Below are 24,360 nucleotides of genomic sequence, written 5' to 3' on the forward strand. Positions count from 1 at the left end.
GACCAATACACCACTCAGGAGTTGTATCGAGATGATTATTGGTCTTACCGGCGGTATTGGTAGCGGAAAGTCGCAAGCGAGCAAGCGCTTTGCTTTGCATGGCATAACCCTTGTCAATGCAGATGTAGTTGCGCGTGAAGTCGTAATGCCCGGTTGCCCAGCACTACAAGCAATTGCGCAGCACTTTGGTCCGGAGATTCTCGCCGCGGATGGCACCTTGAACCGACGCAAATTGCGCGAGATTATTTTCCAATCCCCGGCAGAAAAACAATGGCTTGAGGCATTGCTTCACCCACTAATTAATGCAGAAATTCGCCGCCAGCTCAGCACCTCCACTAGCGCCTATAGCATCCTTGAGTCACCACTCTTGCTCGAAACCAAGCAATACGAATTAGTTGACCGCATATTGGTTGTGGATGTGCGTGAGATGACGCAAATAGATCGTGCCAGTCAGCGCGACAACAGCGATGAGCAACAGATTAAAGCGATAATGCAAACACAATTGAGTCGCCAGGAACGTTGCGCACGCGCCCATGATATTATTCAAAATCACGGCAGTATTGATGAATTAAACCAACAGGTGGACAAGCTTCATCAACTCTACCTGGAGCTGACACACGCGGAAACCACTTCACCCAAGTAATCTTATTTATGTCAATTACAGATCCAATCACAGACTTAACCAGCTTAAAACTTGCCTGCCCAACCTGTAAAAAAACCGTACTGTGGAATGATGATTTTCCCCATCGCCCATTTTGTAGTGATCGTTGTCGGTTAATTGATTTGGGAGAATGGGCAAGCGAAAGCCATCGCATTGCAGGGGATAATCTGGATATCAACTCAGAGGATGATTAAGGGCGCTCTAAGTGCCCCCTGTCTTAGATCACCACCAGGCACTGATACTGGCGATGCCTTGGGCACCGTTCGCTCGAGCAAGATTCAGATCTTCCTCTCCCACACCACCCAGTGCGTACACCGGCACATTTGCTAACTCAACCAATTCTGAAAATGCAGCCCAACCCAGCGGAAGTAGATCAGGGTGGGATTGCGTGTAGTTAACAGGTGACAGGAGCAAATAATCCGCACCTATTGCTTGTGCGTGCTCAATTTCTTGCGCATTGTGGCAAGAAACACCCAGCAGGATATTATGGGCAACCGGGCGTTCAATTAGCTCAGCGGCTTCATGGCGATTCAGATGCAACCCCGCATTTATCTGAGGCAACAGCATTTGAATTTGATTGAAGGTAGCTACCGAGGTATTTAGTTGCAACTGTACCTTATATAGCGAGGTTAAATCTGCAACAACATTTAACAGCTCGTAATGGTGTACCGGAGAAAGATTGGGAATTCGCAACTGTAAAATACCAACACCAGCCGCCAGGACATCCGTGACACGCGCAATAAAGTCAGGTTCATTTGTTAATGCACCCGTAATTGCATAGGTGGATGGCAAATTAATAGCAGAAATAATGGGGCGATTGGCGGCAGGGAATTCAAACCCTTTAAGTTGTTCAACATCAACCCATTGAATTGGCTGACCTTCATTACCACAGGCTTCGCCAGAAAAGCGGGTAATACGATGCACATCCAGAAGCACAGACTTGTCAGTATAATGATGACGAATTTGTATTAATGGCTCGCTGGCAAGCACATTAATATTCAATTCTTCGCGCAACTCACGCGCCAAGGCCTGCTGAATCGTTTCGCCAGCATCGACCTTACCGCCCGGAAACTCCCAGAGCCCACCTTGATGCGCTGAGTCCGGGCGCTTGGCAATCAGAATGTTACCATCGGGCCGGTAAATCACACCGACGGCAACATGCACTAACTTATTCACAAGAAACCGCAGTGATCAGGAGCGATAGTCCGCATTGATGCGCACATACTCATAGGACAAATCGGTTGTCCATACTGTTTCTGCTACATCACCACGGCCAAGATTAATATTAATTGCAATTTCTGCTTGCTTCATGACCGCCTGTCCCTGCTCTTCGGTATAGCTTTTAGCGCGGCCGCCATGCTCAACAATTAATGTCTCATTCAAATGAACACGCACTTTGGTCGCATCCAAGTCGGCTACACCCGCATAACCAATGGCCGCCACAATACGCCCCCAATTGGGATCAGACGCAAACAATGCGGTTTTTATCAAGGGCGAGTGGGCAACCGCGTAGGCAACATCCAGGCATTCATCGCGTGTTGCGCCGCCACTTACGGCAACGGTCACAAACTTGGTAGCACCTTCACCATCGCTCACAATACTTTTGGCGAGATGAATGTGGGCAGCCAAAATTATTTCACGCAACTTTTCGTAAAGCTCACCCTTCGCCTCTGTCACTTCCGGCAAATCAATCTGGCCTGTTGCGATTAAAATGCACGAGTCGTTGGTCGATGTGTCACCATCAATGGTGATGCGATTAAATGATTTATCCGCAGCTTCACGCGCAAGCGCTTGCAGCAATGGTTGTGCAATTTTTGCGTCAGTTGCGATATAACCCAACATGGTCGCCATATTGGGCTTAATCATTCCCGCGCCTTTGGAGATACCATTAACGGTAATCGTTTTACCTTGGTATTCGAACTGTTGGCTGAAACCTTTGGGGCGAGTATCTGTGGTCATAATGCCAGCACCGGCATCATCCCACCCATCAATATTGACCTTTGCCAGAGCCTCTGGAATGACTGCGGTAATTTTTTGCACCGGTAAAGGCTCACCAATCACGCCCGTCGAAAAAGGCAATACCTGCTCAGGTGTAACACCGGTTAATTCAGCAATCGCCGCACAGGTTGCTTTTGCATCCAACAAACCCTGCTCGCCAGTACACGCATTAGCATTGCCTGAATTGATCAGCAAATAACGAATCGGGGCTTTGCTGAGGTGATCTTTACACAGGGTCACTGGTGCAGCACAAAATGCATTTTTAGTAAAAACACCCGCAACACTGCTGCCTTCCGCCAATTCAAATAAGACGACATCGCGACGTCCGACTTTTTTAATGCCGGCATTTACAGCAGTTAATTTAACACCCTGAACAGGGTGCATGTGCGGAAAAGGATAATCACCAACAGCCATAATTTATTTACTCAATAAAAAACTTTTTCATACCGCCAGCCGCATTAGCCAGCAAAATTTATTCAAGCGCGCCGTGACAGCTTTTAAACTTTTTACCAGATCCACATGGGCATGGATCATTACGACCCACTTTACGCCCTTCGCGTACCACTGTGGATGGCGTTCGTGGTGCCGACGCGACTGGCTCAGGCTCAGCTTCACCCAAGGCAGAAAGTTCATCATGACGCAATTGCATTTTTTGTCGGGCCAACTCTTCGCGACGCTGGTTTTCCATCTCTTCCATTTGTTCGCGTGAAATAGGCTCAACACGCGCCATTAAATGAATAGTTTCGCGCTTTACGGTCATCAGCAAACTTTGGAACAATTCAAACGCTTCACGCTTGTATTCCTGCTTGGGGTTACGCTGTGCATAAGAGCGTAAATTAATACCTTGGCGCAAATGATCCATGGTTGCCAAGTGATCCTTCCAAGCATTGTCTAACACCTGCAGCATCACTTGTTTTTCAATTTCCAGCATGATGTCGCCAACACGCTCGCACTTGGTGTCGTAAGCACCTTGGATCTCTGCCAAAATTTTCTTACGCAAAGTTTCTTCGTGTAGGCGCGTATCTTCTTCAAGCCATTTGGCAATAGTGAGACGCAAACCAAAATCCGTTTCAATTTGTTTTTCCAAGCCAGCCACATCCCACTGATCTTCAATTGATTGCGGTGGAATAAAGCCGTTAATCAAATCCTCAACAACTTCTTCGCGGATAGCGGTAATAGTCTCGCGGATAGAATCTGCATCCAACAATTCATTGCGTTGGTGATAAATAATCTGCCGTTGATCATTGGCAACATCGTCAAACTCAAGCAATTGTTTACGAATGTCGAAGTTACGCCCTTCCACTTTACGCTGTGCTTTTTCAATTGCGTTGTTAACCATGCGATGCTCAATAGCCTCGCCTTTTTCCATTCCCAGAGCCTGCATAAAATTGCGGACGCGCTCAGAGGCAAAAATACGCATCAGGTTATCTTCAAGCGACAAATAAAAACGTGTTAAGCCCGGATCACCCTGACGACCTGCACGACCACGCAGCTGATTATCAATACGACGGGATTCGTGGCGTTCAGTACCAATAATGTGCAAACCACCTGCTGCTAACACAGTCTCATGGCGCTGTTTCCAATCGGCTTTAATTGCCTCAATTTGTTCTGGCGTAGGATTTTCTACCTTGGCTACATCGGATTCCCAACGACCACCCAATACAATATCCGTACCACGCCCCGCCATGTTGGTGGCAATAGTGACTGCTCCCGGGCGCCCCGCTTGCGCAATAATTTCTGCTTCCTGCGCATGGAACTTGGCATTGAGCACTTGATGCTTAATGCCCGCTTTAGTTAAGCGGCGCGACATTTCTTCCGAGGTTTCAATCGATGCAGTCCCCACGAGAATCGGGGCATTTTTAGATTGGAATGCTTTGATGTCTTCAACAATTGCCAGATACTTTTCTTCCAGCGATAAAAACACCTTATCGTTCATGTCCAGACGTTGTACAACACGGTTGGTTGGAATAACCACCACATCCAAACCATAAATTTCGCGGAATTCATAGGCTTCGGTATCTGCTGTACCGGTCATACCGGACAGGGTTGGGTACAAACGGAAATAGTTTTGAAAGGTGGTAGACGCGAGAGTCTGGCTTTCACTTTGAATCGCAACGCCTTCTTTAGCTTCAATCGCTTGATGCAAACCTTCTGACAAACGACGACCGGGCATAGTACGGCCAGTGTGTTCATCGATTAATACAACCTGTCCTTCCTGAACAATATATTCCACATCCAAATGGAACAACGCATGAGCACGCAATGCAGAGTTAACGTGATGCAATAATGCCAGATTATTCGCGGCATAAAGGTTTTGATCTGGCTGTAACAAACCAGCTTGAATTAACAAATCCTCTACACGCTGATGGCCATCTTCTGTCAATTCAACCTGACGTGATTTTTCATCGACGGTAAAGTCACCTGGCTCAGAGATAACACGACGATCACCATCTTCTCCATTATCAATTTGGCGTTTTAACTTCAGCACCAATTGATTCATGCGCTTGTATAGCTCGGAACTGTTTTCTGCCGCACCGGAAATAATCAGTGGCGTACGCGCTTCATCGATAAGGATAGAGTCCACTTCATCGATTACTGCAAAATTTAAGGGGCGCTGAACCTTATCGCGCTTACTAAGCGCCATATTATCGCGCAGATAATCAAAACCATATTCATTGTTGGTGCCATAAGTAACATCGGCAGCATAGGCAGCACGCTTAACGGAAGCGGGCTGCATAGATTGGATAACACCAACAGTCATGCCTAAAAATTCATACAACGGCATCATCCAGTTTGCGTCGCGGCTTGCCAGATAATCATTCACCGTCACGATGTGAACGCCTTTACCCGCTAATGCATGCAAGTAACTTGGCAAGGTTGATACCAGTGTTTTACCTTCACCAGTACGCATCTCGGCAATACGCCCTTCATGCAGACTCATACCACCAATCATTTGCACATCAAAATGGCGCATGCCCAGCACGCGTTTACTGGCCTCACGCACAGTGGCAAATGCCTCAGGCAATAGCTGATCCAATGTCTCGCCTTTGTTGTAACGCTCGCGAAACTCAAGGGTCTTTGCTTTTAATTGCTCATCACTGAGCGCCTGTATTTCTGGCTCAAGGGCACTGATACGCGCCACTGTTTTATTCATGCGCTTTAATTCGCGCTCATTCTTTGAACCAAAAACTGCCTTTATTAACTTACCGATCATGATGAATACCGTAATAAAACAAAAAACTGAATAAAATCTGCGCAGCATAACAGCGCTAAAAATAGCGTTGGGCAACCCCAAAAAATGCTGGCAAGTAAATAGGAAGGCGTCGACTAAAGCAAGAGCGAAATCAGCTGTCGACGAGGCAGGAATAACTAACGAGTAGTGCGGCGGATATAAGATGCGGGATCAACAACACGTCCATTTTTGTAGACTTCAAAATGTACATGGGGAGCCGTGGATCGACCGGTAGAACCAGACAAGGCAATTACCTGCCCTTTCTTAACTACATCACCGGCTTTAACTAAATTTGATTTGTTGTGCGCATAGCGAGTAACTAATCCGTCGCCATGCTTAACCTCAACCATATTGCCATATTCAGGATGGCGACCAGCCCAATTAACAATACCAGCCGCAACACTACTGACTTTGCTTCCCGTTGGTGCTGCAAAGTCTAATCCGGAATGGAATTCAGTTTTGCCGGTAAAAGGATCTTTACGATATCCAAAGCGGGAGGTCATCCAGGCATTAGCGACTGGAGCACCCGACAACAGTGTTTCTTCTTGCAAGCTACGGTTCGCCAGCAGGGATTCAATGGTATTGAGTTGCTGTTCACGGCTATCTACCTGACCCGATAGTTGGTCTATAGCGGCAAAGAAGTCGGGGGTTTGATAGACATGAGGCGCCTTTGATGGGCCACCTAAGGGGGGAACCTGACTAAAATCAAACTCCCCTTGCTCAAGATTGGCGGCTGATGTGAGCTTTTCACCCAAGGCATCCAAACGCATCAAACGCGCTTGCAGCTCTGCCATTTTGCTGGTTAGTGCCGCGATTTGCGCCTCTGAGGCGGCTCGTTCCTGCTCAATTTCGGTTTCATGGGCAGATAAAATATCCATCCATGCTTTCGAGTCTGTCGTAAAAAAACCATCCTTATCGCCTGACACCAGCCAACTGTAGCCCCAAGCGCCCACAAAAGTGGGGATCCCCAACAAACACACAGACAAGAACGCGCGAGTCCACCCACCCAGGGTGAAACTGCGAGCTTGCGCATGGTTTTTGTTGACGATAATAATCTTCATTTATAAATCATTTTTATTAATAAAAAGGCTGTCATCTACTGATGCCGTTGGTATGACTTACGTTCTATTTGATTAACCAGGACGGCAACTATACCCAGTCACCTAAAGCGTCCTACACAAAGCCACTTTGTTTTTAGCACAATAAAAATTGCTTTAAAAACAAAGGATTGCACTTAATTCACTGGGGAGATTATACGGTGCGGAGAGTCCCTGCAAAGCACGTAAAACAACGTGCCCAAGAAATATCGCACAGATGGGAAGGATTTAACAAGTATAAAATTAGGCTATGTTCACAATTTGAACATAGCACTACCTAGAATCAGGCTACAGCAATTGGCGCTATATAGGTAATAGGCAACGCCTGATTTTCATCAAAGGTTACAATCTCCCATGCATCAGGTTGCTCCAACAGCAAGCGTAACGCACGGTTATTGAGTGAATGGCCTGACTTGTGCGCCTTATATTCACAGATCAAACTGTTACCCAGCATATAAAGATCGCCAATGGCATCAAGCACTTTGTGTTTTACAAACTCATCTTCGAAGCGCAACCCTTCTTCATTAAGAATGCGGTATTGATCGACCACAATCGCGTTGTCCATACTGCCGCCACGGGCCAAGCCTTTGGAACGCAAGTATTCGATTTCATGCATAAAACCAAAGGTACGCGCCCGACTGATGTCTTTAACAAAGCTGGAACTGGAGAAATCCAGCTCCGTTTGCGGGCGACGATCTTTAAAGACCGGATGATCAAACTCAATGGAAAAAGAGACCTTAAAGCCATCAAAGGGCGCGAAGGTGGCAAACTTGTCACCATCCCTCAATGTCACTTCTTTTTTAATCCGTACGAATTTTTTCGGGGCATTCTGTTCCTGGACGCCGGCAGATTGAATCAGGAACACAAAGGGACCGGCGCTGCCATCCATGATCGGAATTTCTGGCCCCGTTAATTCGACGATTGCATTATCAATCCCCATACCCGCCATTGCTGACATCAAGTGCTCTACTGTTGAGACCCTGACGTCATCTTTGATCAGGCAGGTAGAAAGCGTTGTCTCGCCCACATTTTTAGCGGTCGCCTTAATCTCGACGGGTGGATTGAGATCCACGCGGCGAAATACGATACCGCTATCAACAGGTGCTGGCAGCAGCGTCAGGTGGATTTTGTCACCTGTATGCAAGCCTACACCGGTGGTACGTATTGAGTTTTTAAGCGTTCGCTGTTTGATCATCGGTCATGCCTCTGCCAGGTCAGTTTCCAATTTGCGTAGGGATGGCGCTAACAAACCGCGCTCCCTTATTTACGCTATATGCTACCAACCCAGGGGTATATCAACCAGTTAAAGCTGACAATCCCCCCTATAGCAAAAGCATTAGTCCGCCTGACGACGCAAGAACGCTGGAATATCCAGATATTCCAATTCCTTATCGCCCAGTGGTGCTGCCAGAGCTGCCGCATTGGATGAATGGGCATTAGCTCGCAGGTGGGTAGGACGATCCAAGGCCGCATAATCAGCAGGTGGCGCCGCACGACGGGTGTTGTCGATCACCTTGGTCGGCGCTGGCTTGGTTTCTTTTACTTGTGCGGAAACAACAACACCCAAACCTGTTGCAACAACAGTAACACGCAGCTCGTTAGTGAGCTCAGGATCAATTACTGTACCCACAACAACTGTCGCATCACCTGATGCAAATTCTTCGATTATGCTGCCAACTTCGGAGTATTCACCCAAAGAAAGGTCGATACCGGCAGTGATGTTAACCAAAATACCGCGCGCACCTTGCAGGTTTACATCTTCCAACAAGGGGCTGCGAATCGCCGCTTCAGCCGCTTCACGCGCACGATTTTCACCGGTAGCACGACCTGTACCCATCATCGCCATGCCCATTTCGGACATCACAGTACGCACGTCTGCAAAGTCGACGTTGATCATACCGGGACGAATAATCAGGTCAGCAATACCCTGAACTGCACCGAGCAATACGTTATTGGCGGCCTTGAAAGCGTCAAGCAGGCTGGTTGATTTGCCCAATACTGACAGCAGCTTCTCATTGGGAATGGTAATTAATGAGTCAACGCGCTCGCTCAACTCTTTAATACCGGCATCGGCAATCACCATGCGCTTGCGACCTTCAAAAGGGAAAGGCTTGGTCACAACAGCAACCGTCAAAATTCCCAAATCGCGTGCAACTTCGGCAACAACAGGAGCAGCGCCTGTACCGGTACCACCGCCCATACCAGCAGCAATGAATACCATATCCGCGCCGCGCAATACTTCGGCGATGCGCTCGCGATCTTCCATTGCCGCTTGACGACCGATTTCCGGATTAGCACCAGCCCCCAGACCTTTGGTCATGGAATTGCCGAGTTGCAGTACCGTGCGCGCATCTATGTCTTTCAATGCTTGCGAATCGGTATTGGCGCAAATAAATTCAACGCCTTCGATTTTACTGGCAATCATGTGTTTGACGGCGTTACCGCCACCGCCACCGACACCGATGACTTTGATTACCGCGTTTTGATGCAGGTTATCTACTAATTCAAACATGGCCACACCCCTTTGTTTCCCTTGACTCAATCTGTGAAAAATAATTTGGTTTATGCACAACTCATTAAAAATTGCTTTGGAAAATTTTCTTGATCTTACTGAGCAGCGAACCTTGCGACTCTTTGGCAGCAGGCGATGAGCGCCCCAGGTTATGCTGCTGCTTCATGGCGTAAATCAACAAACCTACGCCGGTGGAATAAATTGGATTGTTGACTATGTCGGATAATCCACGAATGTTCTGCGGTGCACCTAAACGCACAGGCATGTGGAAAATCTCTTCCGCCAATTCAATAACACCTTCCATTTTTGATGTGCCTCCGGTCAACACTATGCCGGCCGCTAACAAATCCTCATAACCACTGCGGCGCAGTTCAGCTTGCACCAACGTAAATAGCTCGTCGTAACGCGGTTCAACCACTTCAGCCAAGGCTTGACGCGATAAGTCGCGCGGTTGGCGATCACCCACGCTGGGCACTTTGATGGTTTCATCCGGGCTGGTTAATTTTGCCAGCGCACAGGCGTACTTGATTTTGATTTCTTCCGCATTGGGCGTTGGTGTACGCAATGCCATGGCGATGTCGTTGGTTACCTGATCACCCGCAATTGGGATAACACCCGTATGGCGAATAGCACCTTCTTTGAAGATGGCGATATCCGTCGTACCACCGCCGATATCGACAACGCACACACCGAGTTCTTTTTCATCCTCAGTCAACACGGAGTAGCTGGACGCCAGCTGCTCCAAAATAATGTCTTCTACTTCCAGACCACAGCGGCGAATACATTTTTCAATATTTTGCGCGGCATTCACGGCACAAGTCACCAAATGCACCTTGGCTTCCAAACGCACACCAGACATACCCAGCGGTTCTTTCACCCCGTCTTGATCATCAATCAGAAACTCTTGCGGCAAAATGTGCAGGATTTTTTGATCCGCCGGAATCGCCACTGCTTGTGCCGCATCAATCACGCGCTCCAAGTCCTGGGAAAACACTTCGCGATCACGAATCGCCACAATACCGTGCGAGTTCAAGCTGCGAATATGGCTACCTGCGATGCCAGCATAGACCGAATGGATCTGACAACCGGCCATGAGTTCTGCTTCTTCGATAGCGCGCTGAATGGATAGCACGGTCGACTCAATATTTACCACCACCCCTTTTTTCAAACCATTGGAACGATGGGAACCTATACCAACAATTTCCAACTGACCCTCAGGGGTAATAGCACCAACGATAGCTACAACCTTGGACGTGCCGATGTCCAGGCCTACAATCATTTTGTTGTCGCTAACGTGTGCCATTCAGTAAACCTCGTTTGCCAGTTAGTAAGCCAATTTCAATACAACTGGCGATATTCATCATCAATTAATCTGTGGTAAAACCTTTGTTGCCGGAACAGCAACGCCAACCTGAGGCTGACTTTTTATATATTTTTTTGCCATCTCGGAATCAGCAACCCAACGCACTGCAACACCGTTGCTATAGCGCAGATCAATCGCTTTTACATCTGCCCATACACTATTAAGTTTTGTGTCGTATACAGTAACAAATCTACGTATTTTTTCCATCACTTGATCGCGTCCAAGTGCGATTTCTACGTGATTTTTTATCGTTAATCGCCAAGATTTTTTGTTATCGCACTTTAATGCCAATACTTCCAAGCCACGCGAGCGCAAAATTTGGGATAAATCCTGATATTGCTGCAAAATTTCAATCGCATCAGCCTCGTTTCCTTGTAGCCAAGGCAAGCCGGAAAGCTTGGTTGCATCCTCGACGCGAACAATTTCACCACGCTGATTCAAGAAACCATCGCCCCATCGGGCAATAGGTTTTTGCTCGGTAATTTTTACCACTAATGTGTCTGGCCAACGTCGGTTAAGTGTGACTTTTTCCACCCAGGGATCTGTCAACAACGCCCCCTTGAGACGCATCAGGTTTAACTGCAAAAAATCGCCATCAATTTCGTCGCCAATGAGCTCGGTTGCACGCGTTTTGCTGATTAGATTGAACTCGCCCTCAACCACCACACTTTTAATTGGCCGCTCAAAGACTTTAGCCAATGGCTCGCTAATCCAATAAAGCCCGAAGGCTAATGCCAAGACAAAAACGACAGTGGCAAACTTGCGATTCAGCCACGTAAAATTCCATTGCCAATTGCGTTTTTGCGCTACCGGGCGACGGGATTTACTCGCGCCTTGTGGCGATGCCTTCGTATAACCTTGCTCACGCGGCGCAACACGCTTGGGCCTGCGGGCAAAATCACTCTGCGCTGTACCTGAATCCGCCGAATCCAAAAGCACATCGCGTATTATTCGGGCAGCGGGCGTCGATGTTCCAACAACCTCCACCGCTTCACTTCGCTCAACCGCTGGGCGACGGGAACGCGCTGGAGGAGCATCGCCCTCCAATTGACCGCTACCAAACCGCGGCTCAATACGTTCACCAACCCCCTTAAAATCGCGCATGGTTTTATGCTTTGTCTTTCACGCTTGCGCGCAAAATTGTCAGTACCAATTCAGTAAACGACAAACCAATCGCCTTAGCAGCCATGGGAACCAGGCTATGACTGGTCATGCCGGGCGCCGTGTTCACTTCCAACAAGTAAAAGTTTTGTTGTTGATCGGCCATTACATCCACTCGTCCCCACCCACGACACCCTACGGTTCTGAACGCATTCAATGCCAGGTTTTTTAATTCCTGTTCTTTTTCTGCTGACAAACCACAAGGGCAAAGATAGCGAGTGTCTTCGGCGATGTACTTGGCATTGAAGTCGTAGAAACTATGGTCTGTTTCTAATTTGATGGGAGGCAAGGCTTCACCATCAAGAATCGCTACGGTGTACTCACTGCCCACAATCAAACGCTCCACCAACACACTGCCCTGATATTGCGCCGCTTTATTGAAAGCGGCTTCCAAATCGGCAGCAGTATTCACACGCGACATACCAATGCTGGAACCTTCATTTGCCGGTTTCACCATCACATCGCCACCCAAATGGGCAAGTACCTGCGCAAAGTTTGAATTGCCGTTCAGCACTGCAAATTCCGGTGTTGGTAAACCTTGTTTGCCGTTTATATCAACACCACGCCACAATTGTTTGGTGCGCAACTTATCCATTGCCAAGGCTGATGACTGCACATCACTACCGGTATAGGGAATATTTAAAAATTCCAGCAAGGCTTGAATGCGACCATCTTCCCCACCTGGGCCATGCAGTATTAAAAATGCGCGATCGATTTTTGCGGCTTGAATGTCGGCAATAATATTGTGACCCACATCGATTGTCACATGCTCAATGCCCGCCTCAACCAAAGCAGCAATCACGGCGGCACCACTTTGCAATGAAATTTCACGCTCAGCGGAAAGGCCACCAAATAACACGCCTACGCGACCAATTTGTTTTTTTAGCGCCTCATCGACAGGCAACTTGACTGCTTGCATGACTCAATAACCTCTAACGCAATTGTCGTTTTGCTAATTCAGGAGAAAGTACACCCACATTACCAGCGCCCTGGGTGATCACTATGTCGCCAGCACGAACTATGTCTTTTACGATTGCAGGAACACCGTCAACGGTTTCAACAAAAATCGGCTCAACCACTCCGCGTGCACGCACACTGCGACACAAGTGACGACTGTCGGCACCGGGGATTGCATCCTCACCGGCACTGTAGACTTCCAACATAATTAATGCGTCCACCGTGGATAGTACCTCTACGAAATCTTCATAAAGATCCCGGGTCCGTGTGTAGCGATGCGGCTGATAAATCATGACCAAGCGGCGATCGGGCCAACCGTCGCGCACCGCTTTAATAACTGCAGCCACTTCACGTGGGTGATGACCGTAATCATCAACCAACATTGCATCGCCTTCGCCCACCGGAAAATTGCCATAAACTTGAAAGCGTCGACCAACGCCCTGGAAGTTTTCCAAACCAAATTGAATAGCCTCATCGCTAATGCCTTCATCGGTAGCGACAGCAATTACTGCAGTTGCATTCAAGACATTGTGGATACCAGGAATATTGATGCGAATATGCAATGCTTTTTCATGACCGGGACGAATAACATCAAACTCGGAATGCATTTTGTCCTGGCGGATATTAATCGCACGGAAATCGCAACGTTCATCAAAACCATAGGTAAGAATCGGGCGCGCCACTTCCGGAATAATCTCGCGCACAACCGGATCATCACCGCACAGCACCGCAAGTCCATAAAAAGGCAAGTTGTGCAAAAACTCGATGAAGGTTTTTTTCAATTTGGAAAAGTCACCGCCATAGGTTTCCATATGATCGGCATCGATATTGGTAACAATCGCCACCATCGGCTGCAGGTGTAAAAATGATGCGTCGCTCTCGTCCGCTTCGGCGACCAAATAACGGCTGGCGCCCAGTTGTGCATTGGTGCCGGTGCTATTCACCAAACCACCAATAATAAATGTAGGGTCCAGTTTTGCTGCTGCCAAGACTGATGCCAATAAACTGGTGGTCGTGGTTTTTCCGTGTGTACCGGCAACCGCAATACCGTGACGATAACGCATCAACTCCGCAAGCATCTCGGCGCGGCGCACAATGGGAATACGCAATTCACGGGCACCCTGAATTTCCGGGTTTTGTGCATTCACTGCACTGGAGTTCACAACAACATCTGCGCCTTGAACATTTTCAGCCGCATGGCCAATATAAATAGTGGCACCTTTGGTTTTTAAGCGATCAGTAACACTGGATGCTTTAATATCCGAACCGGAAATTTCATAACCCTGGTTAAGTAATACTTCGGCGATGCCACTCATACCTGCACCGCCAATGCCAATAAAATGGATGCGACGAATTCGGCGCATTTCTGGCACACAATATTGACCTATGGACTTCTGCGCAGAATTATCCACGGGCGACCTCCTCACAAATATCAGCTACATCGCGTGCAGAGTCAGGCTTGGCTAGCTGCTGCGCTTTTTCCGCCATCGACCTTAAATGATCGCGGTCAGCTAATTCGGTTAACAGTAATGCAGCCAGTTTTGCTGCGGTTAAATCTTTTTGTACCAGCGCAATACCAGCACCGGCATCAGTTAAATTTTTTGCATTAAAGGTTTGATGATCATCGATGGCGGATGGCAATGGAATTAAAATGGCAGCAACACCGGCCATCATCAGTTCCGAAACCGTCAAGGCACCCGCGCGACAAATCACCACATCAGCCCAGGCATAGGCCGCCGCCATATCGTCAATAAAGGCATCGACCTTGGCGTTAACCTGATGCTGCATATACAACGCGAGTGTCGCTTCTGCATGATTTTTACCGGTTTGATGCCAAATCTGCGGGCGCACATTAACGGGTACATGCGACATGGCTTCAGGCACCAGTTCATTAATCGCCTTCGCACCTAAGCTACCGCCTAACACTAAAAGACGCAGCGGTGCTTGCTGATCTGCACGCGCTTGATAACGCGGGGTAGCAGCACCCAATTGTTGAATTTTTTGGCGAACCGGATTGCCAACCACTTTCACCTCTTGTTCGCTGCGACCAATAAACGCATGGGGAAATGCCGCTACGACACGATTTGCTTTTTTTGCCAAGAGGCGGTTCGTGGTGCCCGCCACCGCATTTTGTTCATGAATGACCAAGGGCGTGCGTGCCAGTACTGCTGCCAAGCCACCAGGGCCGGAGGCAAAACCACCAAAACCGATAACAACATCCGGTTTAATGCGGCGAATAATTCGCAGCGATTGCAAGAGTGCATAGACAATTAAAAAGGGAGCCTTGAGCAAACCCGATACACCGCGACCACGAACACCTTCAACACTAATAAAATGCAGTGGGATATTGGCCGCTGGCACCAGGCGCGTTTCAATACCACGCGCTGTACCCAGCCAATTAATCTGTGCGCCGCGTGTACGCAACTCATCGGCAACGGCTAAGGCGGGAAACACATGCCCGCCGGTTCCTCCTGCCATAATCAACACTTGTAGCGTTTTTTGTGTCATACACTGGCCTCCATGAGGCGAGTGCGCGGCACTTTTGTTGGCTCCGGCACTTCGGGTACATAACCCGCCAATTCCCATTGCACTCTCATCACAAACGCCATCAGCACACAGCAAATCAACAAACTACTACCGCCGTAACTGATGAAGGGCAGCGTCAGACCTTTGGTTGGCAACAACCCGGAGGAAACGCCCATATTGATGAATACCTGGAATGAAAACAGAATCGCCACGCCAAAAGTAGCAAGTGCTGCGAACATTTTTCCGGCCGCCAGATTTTGTTTGGCCACGTTAAAAATTCGCATGATCAGTGCAGCAAATAAACCCAGCAATAACACTGCACCAACTAATCCGAACTCCTCCGCAATAATGGCGAAGATGAAGTCAGTATGGGCTTCCGGTAAAAAGAATAATTTTTGCAAGCTATTGCCCAAGCCCAAACCGAACCACTCTCCACGCCCGAATCCAATTAAGGATTGTGTCAATTGATAGCCGGTATTGAATTGATCTGCCCAGGGGTCAAGGAAGGTAATCAAGCGCTGCATGCGGTATGGCGATAACACAGCAACCGCAGCAAGGCCGCCGACACCAATGACGATCAGTAATAAAAAGTGCAGCATTCTGACACCGGCAATAAACATCATGGCGAACACTGTTGCACTTAACACCACCGAACTACCAAAGTCCGGCTCCAGCAATAACAATCCAACAAAAACCCCGACAACCATGAGTGGTTTAAGAAACCCTTGCCACCCAAAATGTAACTCTTGATAGCGACGTGCGAAAAAGCTGGCAAAGAAAACCACGGCACAAAATTTGGCGATTTCAGACACCTGAATAGATATAACACCCAGGCTGAACCACCGCTGACTTCCGTTGACTTTTTTGCCTATGCCTGGAATAAGTACAATCACCAACAGGAAAATAGTGAACAACAAAAAGTGACCCGCATATTTTTGCCACACACTCATGGGCACACATACCACGAACCCTGCCAGGCAAATGCCCATCAGCATATAAACCGCATGACGTTTGGCAAAAAACCAGGCATCGTTATAGGTCAACGCCGCAAAAGAAACTGAGGCGGAAGCCACCATAATCAAGCCAACCGACATCAATGCAAACCATAGGCACAGCAGCGGCCAATCAATGCGTTGACTTAATGGAATGGCGTTGATTGAGGTGGCGGAGGTCATCATGATGCACACAGCTCCCGCACAGCCGAGCAAAATTTCTCACCACGATCTTCGTAGTTTTTAAACATATCAAAGCTGGCACAAGCCGGTGATAACAATACGGCATCACCCGCATTCGCCAGCGCAAATGCTTTATTAACCGCATCCACTATTGAGTCGGCATGTACGGTTGGTGTGGCAGAGGAAATCGCCTGTTCGATTACCGGTGCATCGCGGCCAATTAATACCACGCGGCTATTAATTGCGCGCAGTGCAGGGGTTAGTTCTGTGAAGTCCTGCCCTTTACCTTCGCCACCTAAAATGACAATTAACTGATGAGGGTCGCGCGCCAGACCGGATATAGCTGCAAGGGTTGCGCCGATATTGGTGCCTTTGGAATCGTTGTAAAACTCCACAGCATTTTTTTCAGCAACAAATTCACAGCGGTGACGTAAACCGGAAAAGGTTTTTAATGTTGCGAGCATGGCATCCATAGGGATAGCTGCTGCATCGCCCAGCGCCAGTGCAGCCAAGGCATTATCCACATTATGGCGACCACGAATTTTCAGCTCGCTGGCAGCCATTAATGGCGTAAGGTTTTTAGCAAGCCACTCAACACCATCACGCTGTATTAGGCCAAAGCCACCAAAATCGGCACGACCACCAAAATAGATGGGCTTAACGCCTGCGGCGAGCGGTGGATGAGTGAGCAGGTCGTTGCGATTTACCACAATGGTTTCCGCCCCAAAATACACACGCAATTTGGCAAGAATATAAGCGCGCATATTTTCGTAACGATCCAGATGATCCGCGCTGATATTTAAAATGGTTGCCACTTTGGCGTTAAGTTTGGTCACTGTTTCCAATTGGAAGCTGGATAACTCCATCACATAGAGCTCAACAGCATCGTCCAATAATTCCAGTGCCGGCGTACCTAAATTGCCGCCCACCGCGACATGAATACCGGCCGTTTTAGCCATCTCACCGACTAGCGTGGTTACCGTACTCTTTGCATTAGAACCGGTAATCGCCACAATTGGTGCTTTGGCGTAGCGCACAAATAATTCAATATCACCTACTACCGGAATACCGGCCGCACGTGCTTGCTCGATAGCGGGTGTTGCGACAGCGATACCGGGGCTAACAATAATTTCATCGCAAGCCAACAAGGTATTTGGATTCAACTCACCACATTCAATACTGACGGTGGGGAACTCACGCTTAACCTGCTCCAGATTCGGTGGCGATGAACGCGTATCCAGCAGGATAAATGCCTGCTGTTGTGCCGCCAAAAAGCGGGCAACCGACAAACCGGTAATACCGGTGCCGATAATCGCTTTAATCTTACTGGTGGCAATCATTTGGGACACAGACACGCACTCCACTATTAAACAGAATAGAAATTAACGAATTTTTAAAGTTGCCAAACCAATCAGCACCAGTACCAGGGTAATAATCCAGAAACGCACAATTACCCGCGGCTCTGGCCAACCCTTTAATTCAAAGTGGTGATGGATGGGAGCCATGCGAAAAATACGACGGCCTGTCAATTTAAAAGAGGCAACTTGCAAAATGACCGATACAGTTTCCAGCACAAAAATGCCGCCCATAATAAAAAGGACAATTTCATGGCGAACAATCACGGCGATTAACCCAAGTGCCGCGCCGAGCGCCAGGGCACCAACATCGCCCATAAATACTTGTGCGGGGTAAGTGTTAAACCACAGAAAACCCAGCCCTGCGCCCACCAGAGCGCAGCAGAACACCACCAATTCTCCGGCACCGGGAATGTAGGCGATGTGCAAATACTGCGAAAATTGCGAATGGCCAGCCAAATAGGCAATCACCGCCAAAGCACCGGCCACCATAACGCTGGGCATAATCGCCAAACCATCCAAACCATCGGTCAGGTTTACTGCATTGCTGGTACCCACAATCACAAAATAGGTAAACACTATGTAGAAAATACCCAGATCGAGCGCAACGTTTTTAAAGAAGGGAATAAACAATTGTGTTTCTGCCGGCGTTTGCGCGGTGTAATACAAAAACACCGCCGCACCAAAACCAGCTATGGATTGCCAAAAATATTTCCAACGGGCAGGCAAACCGCGTGAATCGCGTTTGGCAACTTTGCGATAGTCATCCACCCAACCTACCGCGCCAAAAATTGCAGTAACAATTAACACAACCCAGACATAGCGATTGGATAAGTTAGCCCAGAGCAAGGTACTGATAAAAATGGCCGACAAAATTAACGCGCCGCCCATGGTAGGGGTACCGGATTTACTCAAGTGTGATTGCGGGCCATCGTTACGAATGGATTGGCCGATACGCAATTCCGTGAGGCGGCGAATGAACCAAGGGCCAAGCAGCAACGAAATACCTAGTGCGGTGAGCACACCTAAAATGGCGCGCACCGTTAAATATTGAAACACTGCAAAACTGCGCAGGTATTCTTGTAAGTATTCTGCTAACCAGTACAGCATCAGTGTTTGTCTCCTGCTGATACACAGAGCTCACGTACGACTGTGTCCATTGCGGCACTGCGTGAACCTTTAATAAGAATGGTGGTTTTTTTGTTGGCAATGGTTTTTAAATGTTCAACCAATGCCGCTTTATCCTTAAAGTGTTCAGCGCCAGCGCCAAATGCGGTAGCAGCATTTTCACTGAGGGTTCCCACAGTAAATAAATGACTCAGTTTTTTCGTACGGGCGTATTCACCCAGTTCGGCGTGCAACTGCGGCGCTTCCGTCCCCAACTCACCCAAGTCACCCAGAACCAATACGCTGTGTTTCTTTTGCGCCAGCACATCAATTGCAGCGCGCACTGAACCGGGATTGGCGTTGTAACTGTCATCAATCAGCGCAACTCCGTTGATACCAACATGACGACTCATGCGACCCGCTACGGGGGCAAAATTGGCAAGCCCCTGCTTAATTTTTTGCAGGTCTGCACCCACCGCCGATGCACAAGCGGCGGCCATTAAGGCATTGCGTACATTGTGTTCGCCCTGTGCATTCAAGCTAACTTGCATGGCCTGGCCTTGCAGGTTGATAGCAAATTCCAAACTGTTCGCACTGGTTTGAATATCCTGCGCAAAACAATCGGCGTCGGCATCTTTAAAGGACACGCGAATCACACGACGATTCGTGAGTGTTGCCAACCAGTCAGGTGCAAAGCGATCATCCAAATTCACCACCGCTACACCGGTGGTAGGCAGCGCGGCATAAATTTCACCTTTGGCACGCGCAACACCCTGGATGGAACCAAAACCCTGGATATGCGCGGCCATGACATTATTGATCATGGTAATTTGTGGTTTGGCGAGCGAGCAAAGATACTCAATTTCACCAGGGCCACTCGCGCCCATTTCGATCACCGCAAACTCGTGATGTGCTTCCAGTTGCAGCAGCGTTAAAGGCACACCGATATGGTTATTAAAATTGCCTTTTGTGGCATGGGTTGAACCACACTCAGCCAAAATGCCCGCCAGCAATGTTTTTACTGTGGTCTTCCCGCTGCTACCGGTAATAGCAATAACCGGGCGCGAAAATAAACTGCGATTGAGTGCAGCAATTTGCCCTAATGCCAGCAGCGAATCGCTGACCACTAATTGCGGCAAGGCAATCTCGGGGAAAAAGCGCTCAACTACCAGAGCGCAAGGCTTTTTAGCAACCGCGTCCTGAATAAAATTGTGTGCATCAAAACGTTCGCCGCGCAGCGCAATAAATAAATCGCCTGCATTCAAGGTGCGCGAATCAATACTGACAGCGGTAAATTCTGCATCGCCTTGATGGCATTTTGCAGTGACTGCACGCAAGGGTTTGTGCGCAGCAATAAACTCTTCAACCCACTTTAATGTAAGAGGCTTGATCATGGTGTAGCCCCTTGTGACCTGTTGTCGTTTTCAGATTTGGCGATGCGTTTTTGCAACGCAATACGCGCTTGTTTGGTATCGCTAAATGGCAGGGTTTGGGTGGCGAAGATTTGATAGTCCTCATGCCCCTTACCCGCAATTAATACTATGTCGCCCGCCTTGGCCTGCTGCACAGCAAAATCAATTGCCTGCGCACGATCTGCTATCACCAAACAACCACTGGGGCGATTCATGCCGCGCAGAATTTCTCCGGCAATAGTGGATGGTTCTTCCGAGCGGGGATTGTCGTTGGTGACAATTACGTAATCGCTCAGACGTTCGGCAATGGTGCCCATTAGCGGGCGCTTGGTTTTATCGCGATCACCGCCACAACCAAATACCGTCCAGATATTGCCAGCCTTGTGTTGCTGAATCGCACGCAGCGTATTTTCCAGAGCATCGGGAGTGTGGGCGTAATCTACAATTACTTGAACTTGTTGCGCCTGTTGATCAACCACCACCTGCTGCATTCGCCCGGGCGCCGGCAATAAATCGGGCACACAGGCAACAATCGCATCCAGTGCAAAACCCTGAACCGCCACTGCAGCAATAATGGCCAACAAATTGCTGAGATTAAACTCACCCAACAATGGCGATTGAATCTTCGCCTCACCCCAGGGCGTAACTAAATGAGCGGTAACACCGAAGGCATTTAGCTCAATATCCTGAGCGTAAATATCTGCTGCTATTTTTGTTGAATAGCTCAGCGCGTTCACGCCCGCAGGCACTTTGCCTAACAGGCTTTTGGCCCAATCGTCATCCAGATTGAAAATCGTGGTGTGCAGTCCAGGCGCTTGTAATAATTGCGCTTTGGCATTGCCATAACTGGTCAGGTCGCCGTGATAATCCAAATGATCCTGCGTGAGGTTGGTAAAAATTGCAGTGTGGACATTTACATTGGCAACGCGCTTTTGTTGCAAACTATGCGATGAAACTTCGATAGCAATGGAGGCCGCACCATCATTGACCAACTCGGCCAAAATACGCTGCAAGGCAATTGGATCTGGCGTGGTCAAACCTGTGGAATGTAATGCACCGAGTTGCTGTGCAATGGGAGCCAATGCGGTGGTATCAAGCAAGCCGTAACCCAAGGTGCCAACAACGGCTGATTTGTGCTGCAAGCGCGCGAGCAATTGCGCCGCCAACAAACTGCAGGTGGTTTTACCGTTAGTGCCGGTAATACCAAGCAAATGCACTTTTTTGCTAGGCTCGCCAAAAAAGCGTGCCGCAATCGCACTGACCTGTGCGGAAAGTTGTTCTATGGCGATAACCGGTACATCACCCAACCAGGCAATGCCCTGCCAATTTTTATCGGCCTCAACCAGAATTGCACTGGCACCCAACTCGATGGCTTTGGCAATAAAATCGCGTCCATCTATCTTGTTACCGACTATCGCAATAAAAGCATCGCCGATTTTTAATTGGCGGGTATCCAGGCACAGATTGCGCACAGCAATAGTTGCGGCTTTTTCCAGCGCAACCCCCGGCAATATATCCGCGAGTGTTGTAGCGTTAATGGAATAATGAGTAGTCATCAGGTAGCTGACCTCCCATTATTTACGGCCGCTGTTGTTGTGGCGGATTTATCCGTTTGCGCGGCACCAGCAGGCACTTCTTTTTTAGCAGTTTTATCGACGACGCTTTTATTATCGTGCTGATAAATATTGTCAGGCGGCACTTGCAACATTCGCAGCGCATCTTCCGCTACTTTTGAAAATGCAGGTGCAGCAACCCAACCACCGTTAGTATAAATACCCGAGCCCTGCGGCTCATCGACAATCACCATGGCAACAATGCGCGGATTATCCGCAGGTGCCATACCAATAAAAGAAGCGATTTGTTTTTCTGAATAGCGACCATTAATAGCTTTATAGGCCGTACCGGTTTTTCCGGCGACCGAATAGGAAATGGCTTTTGCCCGTGAGCCTGTACCTTCAGCAGTCACTACGCGCTTGAGCATTTGCGTTACTTGATCGGTATATTTTTTATCGATAACACGCTCACCTTCAGGTGCATTGTCCACACGCAATAGCGAGACGGGGCGCTTCACACCACCGGAGGCAATCACACCATAGGCTTGCACCACTTGCAGCGGCGTCATGGTCATGGCGTAGCCGTAAGAAATATTCGCGCGCTCGATACGCTGCAAGGGTTTCAGTACCGGCACGTTGCCAGTGCCTTCACCGGGGAAGCCGGTGCCCACCGGTTGCGATGCACCCAAACGGGCAAACATATCGCGCACCGTATTAGTATCCAGCGCGAATGAAATTTTGGTCATGGCGATGTTGCTGGATTTGGCAATGGCCATGGCCAAATCCATCGCACCATAATTGCGGTGATCCTTAATAGGTTTGCTGCCCACCATAAAATAACCGGGGTTAGTATCGATAACATCTTCCGGTTTAAATTTGCCACTATCGAGCGCGGCGAGCACAACCCAGGGTTTCACCGTTGAACCCGGCTCGTATAAATCGGTAATAGCGCGATTGCGCAAACCATCGCCACGGGCGCGGCTGCGATCATTCGGGTTGTAGCTGGGTAAATTGGAAATGGCGAGCACTTCGCCAGTGAGCACATCGAGAATCACAATAGAACCTGCGACAGCGCTGCTCGCTTCCACCGCTTTTTTCAATTCGCGATGCGCGAGGTACTGCAAACGCAAATCAATGCTGAGCGTGAGGTTTTGACCTGGGCGCGCCGCTTTAACCAAACGCAATTCTTTTACTGTGCGACCACGCAAATCTTTCAGGACTTCTTTTGCGCCGTTTTCACCGGTGAGCCAGGCGTCGTACGCCAACTCCATACCTTCCTGACCACGATCATCCACATCCGTCATACCAACCAAATGGGCAGCCACATCGGCGGCGGGGTAATAGCGGTGATATTCAATTTGCTCGTAAACGCCGGGAATATCCAACGACAAAACCGCTTGCGCGGCTTCGGGTGACATTTGACGTTGCAGGTACATAAATTCTTTATTGGCATAACGCGCCAAACGCGATTCCAAATCCGCCTTATCGGCTTTAAGCGCCTGCGCCAGGTCGGCAATGCGGTGAGGGGCTTGCGACAAGACCTTAGGGTTGGCCCAGAGCGTAGAAACAGGTGTACTCACCGCCAGAGGTGAACCGTTGCGGTCAGTGATAACACCGCGATAGGCAGGAATAATTTCCGTACGCAGGGTGCGCGACTCGCCCTGATCCTGCAGGAATTCATAGCCTTTATCGGTATTGGGTAATACTTGCAGGCTGGCGACATGAACGATCAGCACACCCACCAACACGGCCAACACCAAACCAACGCCATAGAAACGCCAACGCGCCACTTTAAGCGGCTTGTGATCAGGCTTGGCGAGTGGGCGAGCGCGGCGCGGCTCAAAGGCAGAGGAACGGCTCATTGACCACCTGCCGCAGGCGCCTGCGCCTGACCGCGACCATCGATTATTCGGTCGCCGGAAATCATCACTATGTCTTCAGGGGTGGGCGCCATCATATTCAATTCGGAAATCGCTGCATTCTCAACGCGACCATAAGCAGCCCAGGTACTTTGCTCCAGCAAGTATTGCCCCCACTGGACTTGCAGTTGTGCCGCCTCGCGACGCAGGGTTTCCAGGCTATTCACATCGCGGCGCACCAATTGGGTAGTGGCCACCACCCCCAACGCAGATACCACTGTCGCCACCCACAATACCGCGACGATCAGCAATACGCTGGCCGCTGGCGGTTTTGGTTGTGATTGGAGACTTCTGTTCATGGAATCCCTGGCAATTTAGCGGTGAAGGTTCTG

General features: G+C 48.9%; 20 protein-coding genes. 2 read left to right on the plus strand and 18 right to left on the minus strand.

Going from position 1 to position 24,360, the window contains the following annotated elements; genetic code table 11:
• Nucleotides 1–31: 31 nt before the first annotated feature.
• Nucleotides 32–643 (plus strand): dephospho-CoA kinase, encoded by a 612-nt coding sequence (gene coaE, locus B0D95_RS10555; RefSeq protein ID WP_078043868.1) that lies wholly within the window; start codon nucleotides 32–34, stop codon nucleotides 641–643.
• 8 nt (nucleotides 644–651) lie between these two features.
• Entirely contained in the window at nucleotides 652–855 is a 204-nt protein-coding gene (gene yacG, locus B0D95_RS10560) for a DNA gyrase inhibitor YacG (protein ID WP_078043869.1), read from the plus strand.
• Between the two features lie 28 nt (nucleotides 856–883).
• On the opposite strand, the gene B0D95_RS10565 is transcribed toward yacG, so the two are convergent.
• From B0D95_RS10565 to ftsL, 18 genes are all read right to left on the minus strand, one after another.
• Nucleotides 884–1,837, minus strand: a complete 954-nt coding sequence (locus tag B0D95_RS10565; RefSeq protein WP_210403613.1) for a Nudix family hydrolase — start codon at nucleotides 1,835–1,837, stop codon at nucleotides 884–886.
• 15 nt (nucleotides 1,838–1,852) lie between these two features.
• Nucleotides 1,853–3,073: a bifunctional glutamate N-acetyltransferase/amino-acid acetyltransferase ArgJ gene (argJ, locus tag B0D95_RS10570; protein ID WP_078043871.1), complete on the minus strand. Its 1,221-nt coding sequence runs from the start codon at nucleotides 3,071–3,073 to the stop codon at nucleotides 1,853–1,855.
• Between the two features lie 58 nt (nucleotides 3,074–3,131).
• Nucleotides 3,132–5,873: a preprotein translocase subunit SecA gene (secA, locus tag B0D95_RS10575; RefSeq protein WP_078043872.1), complete on the minus strand. Its 2,742-nt coding sequence runs from the start codon at nucleotides 5,871–5,873 to the stop codon at nucleotides 3,132–3,134.
• Nucleotides 5,874–6,028: 155 nt separating this feature from the next.
• Complete coding sequence (locus B0D95_RS10580; protein ID WP_078043873.1) at nucleotides 6,029–6,952, minus strand: peptidoglycan DD-metalloendopeptidase family protein; 924 nt, start codon at nucleotides 6,950–6,952, stop codon at nucleotides 6,029–6,031.
• Nucleotides 6,953–7,271: 319 nt separating this feature from the next.
• Nucleotides 7,272–8,183: a UDP-3-O-acyl-N-acetylglucosamine deacetylase gene (lpxC, locus tag B0D95_RS10585; RefSeq protein ID WP_078043874.1), complete on the minus strand. Its 912-nt coding sequence runs from the start codon at nucleotides 8,181–8,183 to the stop codon at nucleotides 7,272–7,274.
• 141 nt (nucleotides 8,184–8,324) lie between these two features.
• On the minus strand, nucleotides 8,325–9,500 hold the full coding sequence (gene ftsZ / locus B0D95_RS10590) for a cell division protein FtsZ (RefSeq protein ID WP_078043875.1): 1,176 nt from the start codon (nucleotides 9,498–9,500) through the stop codon (nucleotides 8,325–8,327).
• A gap of 64 nt (nucleotides 9,501–9,564) precedes the next feature.
• Nucleotides 9,565–10,803, minus strand: coding sequence for a cell division protein FtsA (ftsA, locus tag B0D95_RS10595; RefSeq protein WP_078043876.1), 1,239 nt, complete (start codon nucleotides 10,801–10,803; stop codon nucleotides 9,565–9,567).
• 60 nt (nucleotides 10,804–10,863) lie between these two features.
• On the minus strand, nucleotides 10,864–11,967 hold the full coding sequence (locus B0D95_RS10600; RefSeq protein WP_078043877.1) for a cell division protein FtsQ/DivIB: 1,104 nt from the start codon (nucleotides 11,965–11,967) through the stop codon (nucleotides 10,864–10,866).
• Nucleotides 11,968–11,971: 4 nt separating this feature from the next.
• Nucleotides 11,972–12,943 carry a D-alanine--D-alanine ligase gene (locus B0D95_RS10605; RefSeq protein WP_078043878.1) on the minus strand — a complete coding sequence of 324 codons (972 nt, stop codon included), beginning with the start codon at nucleotides 12,941–12,943 and terminating at the stop codon, nucleotides 11,972–11,974.
• A 13-nt stretch (nucleotides 12,944–12,956) separates the two neighbouring features.
• On the minus strand, nucleotides 12,957–14,345 hold the full coding sequence (gene murC / locus B0D95_RS10610) for a UDP-N-acetylmuramate--L-alanine ligase (RefSeq protein ID WP_078045711.1): 1,389 nt from the start codon (nucleotides 14,343–14,345) through the stop codon (nucleotides 12,957–12,959).
• Between the two features lie 40 nt (nucleotides 14,346–14,385).
• The gene (gene murG / locus B0D95_RS10615) at nucleotides 14,386–15,489 is read right to left on the minus strand and encodes an undecaprenyldiphospho-muramoylpentapeptide beta-N-acetylglucosaminyltransferase (RefSeq protein ID WP_078043879.1); all 1,104 of its coding nucleotides are present in this window, start codon (nucleotides 15,487–15,489) and stop codon (nucleotides 14,386–14,388) included.
• Nucleotides 15,486–16,682, minus strand: a complete 1,197-nt coding sequence (gene ftsW, locus B0D95_RS10620; protein ID WP_371453663.1) for a putative lipid II flippase FtsW — start codon at nucleotides 16,680–16,682, stop codon at nucleotides 15,486–15,488. Before ftsW ends, murG begins: the two co-directional genes overlap by 4 nt.
• Nucleotides 16,682–18,022, minus strand: a complete 1,341-nt coding sequence (gene murD, locus B0D95_RS10625) for a UDP-N-acetylmuramoyl-L-alanine--D-glutamate ligase (RefSeq protein ID WP_078043881.1) — start codon at nucleotides 18,020–18,022, stop codon at nucleotides 16,682–16,684. Before murD ends, ftsW begins: the two co-directional genes overlap by 1 nt.
• Nucleotides 18,023–18,064: 42 nt before the next feature.
• Nucleotides 18,065–19,147, minus strand: a complete 1,083-nt coding sequence (gene mraY / locus B0D95_RS10630) for a phospho-N-acetylmuramoyl-pentapeptide-transferase (protein ID WP_078043882.1) — start codon at nucleotides 19,145–19,147, stop codon at nucleotides 18,065–18,067.
• On the minus strand, nucleotides 19,147–20,538 hold the full coding sequence (gene murF, locus B0D95_RS10635; protein WP_078043883.1) for a UDP-N-acetylmuramoyl-tripeptide--D-alanyl-D-alanine ligase: 1,392 nt from the start codon (nucleotides 20,536–20,538) through the stop codon (nucleotides 19,147–19,149). Before murF ends, mraY begins: the two co-directional genes overlap by 1 nt.
• Nucleotides 20,535–22,112 (minus strand): UDP-N-acetylmuramoyl-L-alanyl-D-glutamate--2,6-diaminopimelate ligase, encoded by a 1,578-nt coding sequence (locus tag B0D95_RS10640; protein WP_246841573.1) that lies wholly within the window; start codon nucleotides 22,110–22,112, stop codon nucleotides 20,535–20,537. Before B0D95_RS10640 ends, murF begins: the two co-directional genes overlap by 4 nt.
• A complete protein-coding gene (locus B0D95_RS10645) occupies nucleotides 22,112–23,971 on the minus strand; it encodes a penicillin-binding protein 2 (RefSeq protein ID WP_078043885.1) in 1,860 nt (619 codons plus the stop codon). Before B0D95_RS10645 ends, B0D95_RS10640 begins: the two co-directional genes overlap by 1 nt.
• Nucleotides 23,968–24,327 (minus strand): cell division protein FtsL, encoded by a 360-nt coding sequence (ftsL, locus tag B0D95_RS10650; protein WP_078043886.1) that lies wholly within the window; start codon nucleotides 24,325–24,327, stop codon nucleotides 23,968–23,970. Before ftsL ends, B0D95_RS10645 begins: the two co-directional genes overlap by 4 nt.
• Nucleotides 24,328–24,360: the final 33 nt, after the last annotated feature.

The organism is Cellvibrio sp. PSBB023 (assembly GCF_002007605.1).
GTDB lineage: Bacteria > Pseudomonadota > Gammaproteobacteria > Pseudomonadales > Cellvibrionaceae > Cellvibrio.

Coding starts and splice junctions, on each gene's coding strand:
- B0D95_RS10580 (WP_078043873.1), bottom strand. CDS start 6,952: ATGAAGATTATTATCGTCAACAAAAACCATGCGCAAGCTCGCAGTTTC.
- ftsA (WP_078043876.1), bottom strand. CDS start 10,803: ATGGCACACGTTAGCGACAACAAAATGATTGTAGGCCTGGACATCGGC.
- murG (WP_078043879.1), bottom strand. CDS start 15,489: ATGACACAAAAAACGCTACAAGTGTTGATTATGGCAGGAGGAACCGGC.
- lpxC (WP_078043874.1), bottom strand. CDS start 8,183: ATGATCAAACAGCGAACGCTTAAAAACTCAATACGTACCACCGGTGTA.
- ftsW (WP_371453663.1), bottom strand. CDS start 16,682: ATGACCTCCGCCACCTCAATCAACGCCATTCCATTAAGTCAACGCATT.
- B0D95_RS10645 (WP_078043885.1), bottom strand. CDS start 23,971: ATGAGCCGTTCCTCTGCCTTTGAGCCGCGCCGCGCTCGCCCACTCGCC.
- murC (WP_078045711.1), bottom strand. CDS start 14,345: ATGCGCCGAATTCGTCGCATCCATTTTATTGGCATTGGCGGTGCAGGT.
- mraY (WP_078043882.1), bottom strand. CDS start 19,147: ATGCTGTACTGGTTAGCAGAATACTTACAAGAATACCTGCGCAGTTTT.
- yacG (WP_078043869.1), top strand. CDS start 652: ATGTCAATTACAGATCCAATCACAGACTTAACCAGCTTAAAACTTGCC.
- B0D95_RS10605 (WP_078043878.1), bottom strand. CDS start 12,943: ATGCAAGCAGTCAAGTTGCCTGTCGATGAGGCGCTAAAAAAACAAATT.
- murD (WP_078043881.1), bottom strand. CDS start 18,022: ATGATTGCCACCAGTAAGATTAAAGCGATTATCGGCACCGGTATTACC.
- secA (WP_078043872.1), bottom strand. CDS start 5,873: ATGATCGGTAAGTTAATAAAGGCAGTTTTTGGTTCAAAGAATGAGCGC.
- B0D95_RS10600 (WP_078043877.1), bottom strand. CDS start 11,967: ATGCGCGATTTTAAGGGGGTTGGTGAACGTATTGAGCCGCGGTTTGGT.
- B0D95_RS10640 (WP_246841573.1), bottom strand. CDS start 22,112: ATGACTACTCATTATTCCATTAACGCTACAACACTCGCGGATATATTG.
- murF (WP_078043883.1), bottom strand. CDS start 20,538: ATGATCAAGCCTCTTACATTAAAGTGGGTTGAAGAGTTTATTGCTGCG.
- ftsL (WP_078043886.1), bottom strand. CDS start 24,327: ATGAACAGAAGTCTCCAATCACAACCAAAACCGCCAGCGGCCAGCGTA.
- coaE (WP_078043868.1), top strand. CDS start 32: ATGATTATTGGTCTTACCGGCGGTATTGGTAGCGGAAAGTCGCAAGCG.
- ftsZ (WP_078043875.1), bottom strand. CDS start 9,500: ATGTTTGAATTAGTAGATAACCTGCATCAAAACGCGGTAATCAAAGTC.
- argJ (WP_078043871.1), bottom strand. CDS start 3,073: ATGGCTGTTGGTGATTATCCTTTTCCGCACATGCACCCTGTTCAGGGT.